We start from the raw sequence: 8089 nt of genomic DNA, 5'->3' as shown, positions 1-8089 counted from the left end.
GCCYCCSCCSCCGCGCCGCTGGCAGTCAACTGAAAGCCCATCGACACAGCATTCCTCCTTCTGGAGAACACCATGAAAGACCTGCTCAACCTCTTCAACCAGCAGCGCCAGACGCTGGACTTCGACGCGATCAAGATCGCGCTGGCCTCGCCGGACCTGATCCGTTCGTGGTCCTTCGGCGAAGTGAAGAAGCCGGAAACCATCAACTACCGTACCTTCAAGCCGGAACGCGACGGCCTGTTCTGCGCCGCCATCTTCGGCCCGGTGAAGGACTACGAGTGCCTGTGCGGCAAGTACAAGCGCATGAAGCACCGCGGCGTGGTCTGCGAAAAGTGCGGCACCGAAGTGACCCTGGCCAAGGTGCGTCGTGAGCGCATGGGCCACATCGACCTGGCCTCGCCGGTCGCGCACATCTGGTTCCTGAAGTCGCTGCCGTCGCGCATCGGCCTGATGCTGGACATGACCCTGCGCGACATCGAGCGCGTGCTGTACTTCGAAGCCTACGTGGTGACCGAGCCGGGCCTGACCGCCCTGGAACGCCGCCAGCTGCTGACCGAAGAACAGTACCTGCAGGCCCGCCAGGAGCACGGTGACGACTTCGACGCCGCAATGGGTGCCGAGGCCGTGTACGAACTGCTGCGCACGATCGATCTGCAGTCGGAAATGACCCGCCTGCGCGAGGAAATCGCTGCTACCGGTTCGGAAACCAAGCTCAAGCGCCTCACCAAGCGCATCAAGCTGATCGAAGCCTTCCTGGAATCGGGCAACCGTCCGGAATGGATGGTCATGACTGTGCTGCCGGTGCTGCCGCCGGACCTGCGTCCGCTGGTCCCGCTGGATGGCGGCCGCTTCGCGACCTCCGACCTGAACGACCTGTACCGCCGCGTCATCAACCGTAACAACCGCCTGCGCCGCCTGCTCGAACTGAGCGCGCCGGACATCATCGTGCGCAATGAAAAGCGCATGCTGCAGGAATCGGTCGATGCGCTGCTGGACAACGGCCGTCGTGGCCGTGCCATCACCGGCACCAACAAGCGCCCGCTGAAGTCGCTGGCCGACATGATCAAGGGCAAGCAGGGTCGCTTCCGCCAGAACCTGCTCGGCAAGCGCGTCGACTACTCGGGCCGTTCGGTCATCGTGGTCGGCCCGTACCTGCGCCTGCACCAGTGCGGCCTGCCGAAGAAGATGGCGCTTGAGCTGTTCAAGCCATTCGTCTTCGCCAAGCTGCAGCGCCGTGGCCTGGCCACCACCATCAAGGCCGCCAAGAAGCTGGTCGAGCGCGAAGAAGCCGAAGTCTGGGACATCCTGGAAGAGGTCATCCGCGAGCATCCGGTGATGCTGAACCGTGCGCCGACCCTGCACCGTCTGGGCATCCAGGCGTTCGAGCCGGTGCTGATCGAAGGCAAGGCCATCCAGCTGCACCCGCTGGTCTGCACCGCGTTCAACGCCGACTTCGACGGTGACCAGATGGCCGTCCACGTGCCGCTCTCGCTGGAAGCCCAGCTGGAAGCGCGTGCGCTGATGATGTCGACCAACAACATCCTGTCGCCGGCCAACGGCGAGCCGATCATCGTGCCGTCGCAGGACGTCGTGCTGGGTCTGTACTACATGACCCGCTCGCTGGAAAACAAGAAGGGCGAGGGCATGGCCTTCGCCAACATCGCCGAAGTGAAGCGTGCCTACGACAACCGCGTGGTGGAACTGCACGCGCGCGTCAAAGTCCGCATCACCGAAGTGGTGACCGACGAAGACGGCGTCAAGCAGAACAAGACCTCGATCGTGGACACCACGATCGGTCGCGCCCTGCTGGCTGAAATCCTGCCGGAAGGCCTGCCGTTCGCGCTGGCCAACACCGAGTTGACCAAGAAGAACATCAGCCGCCTGATCAACTCCAGCTACCGCCAGCTGGGTCTGAAGGACACGGTCGTGTTCGCCGACAAGCTGATGTACACCGGCTTCGCCTACGCGACCCGCGCCGGCGTCTCCATCGGCATCGATGACATGCTGATCCCGGACGAGAAGAAGGGCATCCTCACCGAGGCCGAAGCCGAAGTGCTGGAAATCCAGGAGCAGTACCAGTCGGGTCTGGTCACCGCCGGCGAGCGCTACAACAAGGTGGTCGACATCTGGTCGCGCACCAACGAGCGCATCGCCAAGGCGATGATGGACACCATCGGTACCGAGAAGGTCGTCAATGCCAAGGGTGAGACCATCGACCAGAAGTCGATGAACTCGCTGTACATCATGGCCGACTCCGGTGCGCGTGGTTCGCAGGCGCAGATCCGTCAGCTGGCCGGCATGCGTGGCCTGATGGCCCGTCCGGACGGCTCGATCATCGAGACGCCCATCAAGGCGAACTTCCGCGAAGGCCTGAACGTGCAGGAGTACTTCAACTCCACCCACGGTGCCCGTAAGGGTCTGGCCGATACCGCGCTGAAGACCGCGAACTCGGGTTACCTGACCCGTCGTCTGGTGGACGTCGCGCAGGACGTGGTGATCACCGAGGTGGATTGCGGTACCACCGAAGGCCTGATCATGACCCCGATCGTGGAAGGCGGCGACGTGGTCGAGCCGCTGAAGGATCGCGTGCTGGGTCGCGTGGTTGCCGAGGACGTGTTCCTGCCGGGCAACGACGAAGATCCGATCGTCACCCGCAACACCCTGCTGGACGAAGCCTGGGTTGCCAAGCTGGAAGATGCCGGCGTGCAGACCATCAAGGTCCGCTCGACCATCTCCTGCGAATCGGCCTTCGGTGTCTGCTCGCGCTGCTACGGCCGCGATCTGGCCCGTGGCCACCTGGTCAACATCGGTGAAGCGGTCGGCGTCATCGCCGCCCAGTCCATCGGTGAGCCGGGTACCCAGCTGACCATGCGTACGTTCCACATCGGTGGTGCGGCGTCGCGAGCTGCTGCGGTCGACAACATCACCGTCAAGACCACCGGCTCGGTCAAGTTCAGCAACCTCAAGTCGGTTGAGCACGCCAACGGCTCGCTGGTGGCAGTGTCGCGCTCGGGCGAAATCTCGGTGCTCGATGCCCACGGCCGTGAGCGTGAGCGTTACAAGCTGCCGTACGGTGCAACCATCACGTCCAAGGACGGTGATGCGATCAAGGCTGGCCAGACCGTGGCCAACTGGGATCCGCATAACCACCCGATCGTGTCGGAAGTGGCCGGCTTCATCCGCTTCATCGACTTCGTCGACGGCATTACCGTCATCGAGAAGACCGACGAGCTGACCGGCCTCGCTTCGCGCGAAATCACCGATCCGAAGCGTCGTGGTACCCAGGCCAAGGACCTGCGCCCGATCGTGCGCATCGTCGACGCCAAGGGCAACGACCTGTCGATCCCGGGCACCGATCTGCCGGCGCAGTACCTGCTGCCGCCGCGCTCGATCGTCAACCTGCAGGATGGCGCTGCCGTCGGCGTGGGTGACGTGGTCGCCAAGATCCCGCAGGAAGCGTCGAAGACCCGCGACATCACCGGTGGTCTGCCGCGCGTGGCCGATCTGTTCGAAGCGCGCAAGCCGAAGGATCCGGCGGTGCTGGCCGAGCGTTCGGGCATCATCAGCTTCGGCAAGGACACCAAGGGCAAGCAGCGCCTGATCATCAAGGACACCGATGGTTCGGAGCACGAAGAGCTGATCCCGAAGTACCGCCAGGTCATCGTGTTCGAAGGCGAGCATGTCACCAAGGGTGAAACCATCGTGGACGGCGAGCCGAGCCCGCAGGACATCCTGCGTCTGCTGGGTGTCGAGCCGCTGGCCGCCTACCTGGTGAAGGAAATCCAGGACGTGTACCGCCTGCAGGGCGTGAAGATCAACGACAAGCACATCGAGGTGATCACCCGCCAGATGCTGCGCAAGGTCGAGATCACCGACCAGGGCAGCAGCAAGTTCCTGAACGGTGAACAGGTGGAGCGTCAGCGCGTTATCGAGGAGAATGCGCGCCTGTCGACCCGCAACGAGCTGCCGGCGCACTTCGATCCGGTCTTGCTGGGTATCACCAAGGCCTCGCTGGCGACCGAATCGTTCATCTCGGCCGCGTCGTTCCAGGAAACCACCCGCGTGCTGACCGAAGCGGCCGTCCGCGGCACCTCGGACAACCTGCGTGGCCTGAAGGAAAATGTCATCGTGGGTCGCCTGATTCCGGCCGGTACCGGCCTGGCGTACCACAGCAACCGCCGTCGCGGCGCTTCCGGTCTCACCGAGTCGGAAATGCAGACCCTGGCCGGCACCCCGGCCGCGGTCGAGGCACCGGTGGTTGAAGCCGAAGCTGAACAGGCTTCGGGCGAAGAATGAGGTATCCGGTCCGGCCGCAAGGCCGGACCACCCATCGGTTCATCGATGGGATTGGGAAAGGGCAGGGGAGGTCGTCCGCGATCACCTCCGCCAACCTGAACGGGGTACATGGAGGCCCCCCAGTAACGTTCCGGGATCAGGAACGGGCTTGACAGGAGGCGTTTGACTGCTTTCCTGGCAGGTTGCTACAATCGTCTGTCTCAGCAGGCCAGAATTTTGGCCTGCTTTAACATTTCCGCATCTCTGGTCGGATTTTCCGGCCACCAATCAGAAGAACCTACTGATGGCGACGATCAACCAGCTGGTCCGCAAGCCGCGGCAAGCGACCACCTACAAGAGTGCCTCGCCGGCGCTCGACAAGTGCCCGCAGCGCCGTGGCGTCTGCACCCGTGTCTACACCACCACTCCGAAGAAGCCGAACTCGGCTCTGCGCAAGGTTGCCAAGGTCCGCCTGACCAACCAGGAAGAAGTGATTTCCTACATCGGTGGTGAAGGCCACAACCTGCAGGAGCACTCCGTGGTCCTGATCCGCGGCGGTCGCGTCAAGGACCTGCCGGGTGTGCGTTACCACACCGTTCGTGGCTCGCTCGACGCCGCCGGCGTTGCCAAGCGTCGCCAGGCCCGTTCCAAGTACGGCGCCAAGCGTCCGAAGGCATAAGGAGAGAGCACTATGTCGCGTAAGGGTAATACTCCGCAGCGTTCCGTCCTGCCCGATCCGAAGCACGGAAGCGAAACCATCGCCCGCTTCATCAACATGGTCATGCAGAGCGGCAAGAAGTCCGTCGCCGAAAAGATCGTGTACGGCGCCATGGACGTGATCACCGAGAAGAACAGCAGCGCCAACGCCATTGAACTGGTGCAGAAGGCTCTGGACAACGTCGCTCCGGCGGTCGAAGTCAAGTCGCGCCGCGTCGGTGGTGCCACCTACCAGGTGCCGGTCGAAGTGCGTTCGTCGCGCAAGATGGCCCTGGCCATGCGCTGGCTGATCGACTCCGCGCGCAAGCGTGGTGAGAACACCATGCCGAAGAAGCTGGCTGCTGAACTGATCGACGCCTCGGAAAACCGTGGCGGCGCCATCAAGAAGCGCGAAGAAACCCACCGCATGGCCGAAGCCAACAAGGCATTCGCCCACTACCGCTGGTGAGTTTGACGGCCTTGTAAAACAGGCAGGGCAGCACCACTTCGGTGCGTGCTGCCTCGCGGTCCCAGAAGGACTGCGCCAATCCGAAGGCCGCCGAAAGGCGGCGTTCGGCCATCCGAAATCCAAGAAATCTGAGAGGCTCCCGTGGCCCGTTCCACTCCCATCGAGCGTTACCGTAACTTCGGCATCATGGCTCACATCGATGCCGGCAAGACCACCACGTCCGAGCGCATCCTGTTCTACACCGGCAAGAGCCACAAGATCGGTGAAGTGCACGACGGCGCCGCCACCATGGACTGGATGGAGCAGGAGCAGGAGCGTGGCATCACGATCCAGTCCGCTGCCACCACCGCGTTCTGGAAGGGCATGGACAAGTCCCTGCCGGAGCACCGCTTCAACATCATCGACACCCCCGGGCACGTCGACTTCACCATCGAAGTGGAGCGCTCGCTGCGCGTGCTCGACGGTGCCGTCTTCGTCCTGTGCGCCGTCGGTGGCGTGCAGCCGCAGTCGGAAACCGTGTGGCGCCAGGCCAACAAGTACCACGTGCCGCGCATCGCGTTCGTCAACAAGATGGACCGCACCGGTGCCAACTTCCAGAAGGTCGTCGGCCAGCTGAAGGCCAAGCTGGGCGCGGTTGCCGTGCCGATGCAGCTGCCGATCGGCGCTGAAGACAACTTCAAGGGCGTTGTCGACCTGCTGAAGATGAAGGCCATCCATTGGGATGAGGCTTCGCAGGGCATGAAGTTCGAATACGGTGAAATCCCGGCCGAACTGCAGGGTCCGGCTGAAGAGGCTCGCCAGTTCATGGTCGAGACCGCTGCCGAAGCCAGCGAAGAGCTGATGGAAAAGTACCTGGGCGGCGAAGAGCTGGCCGAGGCCGAAATCATCAACGCCCTGCGTACCCGTACCCTGGCGACCGAGATCGTGCCGATGTACTGCGGCTCGGCCTTCAAGAACAAGGGCGTGCAGGCCATGCTGGACGGCGTGATCCAGCTGCTGCCGTCGCCGGTCGACGTGCCGGACGTGAAGGGCGTGGACGTTGACGACGACACCGTCGAAATGACCCGCAAGTCGGACGACAAGGCTCCGTTCTCGTCGCTGGCCTTCAAGATCATCACCGACCCGTTCGTCGGCGCGCTGACCTTCTTCCGTGTCTACTCGGGCACCCTGAACGGTGGCGACACCGTGCTGAACTCGGTGAAGGGCAAGAAGGAGCGCATCGGCCGCATCCTGCAGATGCACTCGAACAACCGCGAGGAAATCAAGGAAGTTCTGGCCGGTGACATCGCCGCTGCCGTGGGCCTGAAGGACACCACCACCGGTGACACCCTGTGCGCCGTGGACGCCCCGATCATCCTGGAGCGCATGACGTTCCCGGAGCCGGTGATCTCGATGGCCGTCGAGCCGAAGACCAAGTCGGACCAGGAAAAGATGGGTCTGGCCCTGGGCCGTCTGGCGCAGGAAGATCCGTCGTTCCGCGTCAAGACCGACGAAGAATCCGGCCAGACCATCATCTCGGGCATGGGCGAGCTGCACCTGGACATCATCGTCGACCGCCTGAAGCGCGAGTTCAACGTTGAAGCCAACGTCGGCGCGCCGCAGGTGGCCTACCGCGAAACCATCACCCTGGCTGACGTCAAGTCGGACTACAAGCACGCCAAGCAGTCCGGTGGTAAGGGTCAGTACGGTCACGTCGTGATCGAACTGTCGCCGATCACCGCTGAAGATCGTGCCGATCCGAAGATCGCTCCGATGATCAAGGACGACTTCCTGTTCATCAACGACATCACCGGCGGCGTGATCCCGAAGGAATTCATTCCGTCGGTTGAAAAGGGCCTGCGCGAAACCATCACCAGCGGTCCGCTGGCTGGCTTCCCGGTCGTGGACGTCAAGGTGAAGCTGGTGTTCGGTTCGTACCACGACGTCGACTCCTCGGAAATGGCGTTCAAGCTGGCTTCGTCGATGGCCTTCAAGCAGGGCTTCGCCAAGGCCAAGCCGGTGCTGCTGGAGCCGATCATGAAGGTCGAGATCGTGACCCCGGAGGATTACCAGGGTGACGTGATGGGCGACGTCAGCCGTCGTCGCGGCGTGCTGCAGGGTTCCGACACCACCGGTGACGGCTCCGCTTCGATCATCAACGCGATGATCCCGCTGGGTGAAATGTTCGGCTACGCCACTGCGCTGCGTTCGCAGACCCAGGGCCGCGCCACCTTCACCATGGAATTCGATCACTACGAGCCGGCTCCGACCAACATCGCCGAAGCCGTCATGAAGAAGGGCTGAGCCTCGCTCAGCCTCTCTTGAAACCACTTACGAACAATCAAGGTATAGAACAATGGCAAAGGGTAAGTTCGAGCGCACCAAGCCGCACGTCAACGTCGGCACCATCGGTCACGTCGATCACGGCAAGACCACGCTGACCGCTGCACTGACCAAGATCGGTGCCGAGCGCTTCGGTGGCGAGTTCAAGGATTACTCCTCGATCGACGCCGCGCCGGAAGAAAAGGCTCGTGGTATCACGATCTCGACCGCGCACGTCGAGTACGAATCCCCGGTCCGTCACTACGCCCATGTCGATTGCCCGGGCCACGCTGACTACGTCAAGAACATGATCACCGGTGCCGCCCAGATGGACGGCGCGATCCTGGT

5 protein-coding genes are annotated in these 8089 nt (G+C 63.0%); all 5 read left to right on the top strand.

The features are described 5' to 3' along the window. Nucleotides 1-72 precede the first annotated feature (72 nt). Nucleotides 73-4296: a DNA-directed RNA polymerase subunit beta' gene (rpoC, locus tag D7Y61_RS22225; RefSeq protein ID WP_094002411.1), complete on the top strand. Its 4224-nt coding sequence runs from the start codon at nucleotides 73-75 to the stop codon at nucleotides 4294-4296. Between the two features lie 283 nt (nucleotides 4297-4579). Then, the gene (gene rpsL / locus D7Y61_RS22220) at nucleotides 4580-4954 is read left to right on the top strand and encodes a 30S ribosomal protein S12 (protein ID WP_004145320.1); all 375 of its coding nucleotides are present in this window, start codon (nucleotides 4580-4582) and stop codon (nucleotides 4952-4954) included. 12 nt (nucleotides 4955-4966) lie between these two features. Further along, the gene (rpsG, locus tag D7Y61_RS22215) at nucleotides 4967-5440 is read left to right on the top strand and encodes a 30S ribosomal protein S7 (RefSeq protein WP_004145321.1); all 474 of its coding nucleotides are present in this window, start codon (nucleotides 4967-4969) and stop codon (nucleotides 5438-5440) included. A gap of 141 nt (nucleotides 5441-5581) precedes the next feature. Next, nucleotides 5582-7723, top strand: coding sequence for an elongation factor G (gene fusA, locus D7Y61_RS22210; RefSeq protein WP_010480354.1), 2142 nt, complete (start codon nucleotides 5582-5584; stop codon nucleotides 7721-7723). A gap of 52 nt (nucleotides 7724-7775) precedes the next feature. Beyond that, nucleotides 7776-8089 (top strand): GTP-binding protein (locus tag D7Y61_RS22205; protein ID WP_258010329.1); only part of this gene is annotated, 314 nt, incomplete at its 3' end.

The sequence above is a fragment of the Stenotrophomonas maltophilia genome (assembly GCF_013464485.1).
Classification (GTDB): Bacteria; Pseudomonadota; Gammaproteobacteria; order Xanthomonadales; family Xanthomonadaceae; genus Stenotrophomonas; species Stenotrophomonas maltophilia_AW.
The sequence above is the reverse complement of the archived record's forward strand: the minus strand, read 5'-3'. Positions and strand labels throughout refer to the sequence as shown.

What these genes read in the sequence shown, in the direction of transcription:
- rpoC (WP_094002411.1), top strand. Translation starts at nt 73, where the DNA reads ATGAAAGACCTGCTCAACCTCTTCAACCAGCAGCGCCAGACGCTGGAC.
- rpsL (WP_004145320.1), top strand. Translation starts at nt 4,580, where the DNA reads ATGGCGACGATCAACCAGCTGGTCCGCAAGCCGCGGCAAGCGACCACC.
- rpsG (WP_004145321.1), top strand. Translation starts at nt 4,967, where the DNA reads ATGTCGCGTAAGGGTAATACTCCGCAGCGTTCCGTCCTGCCCGATCCG.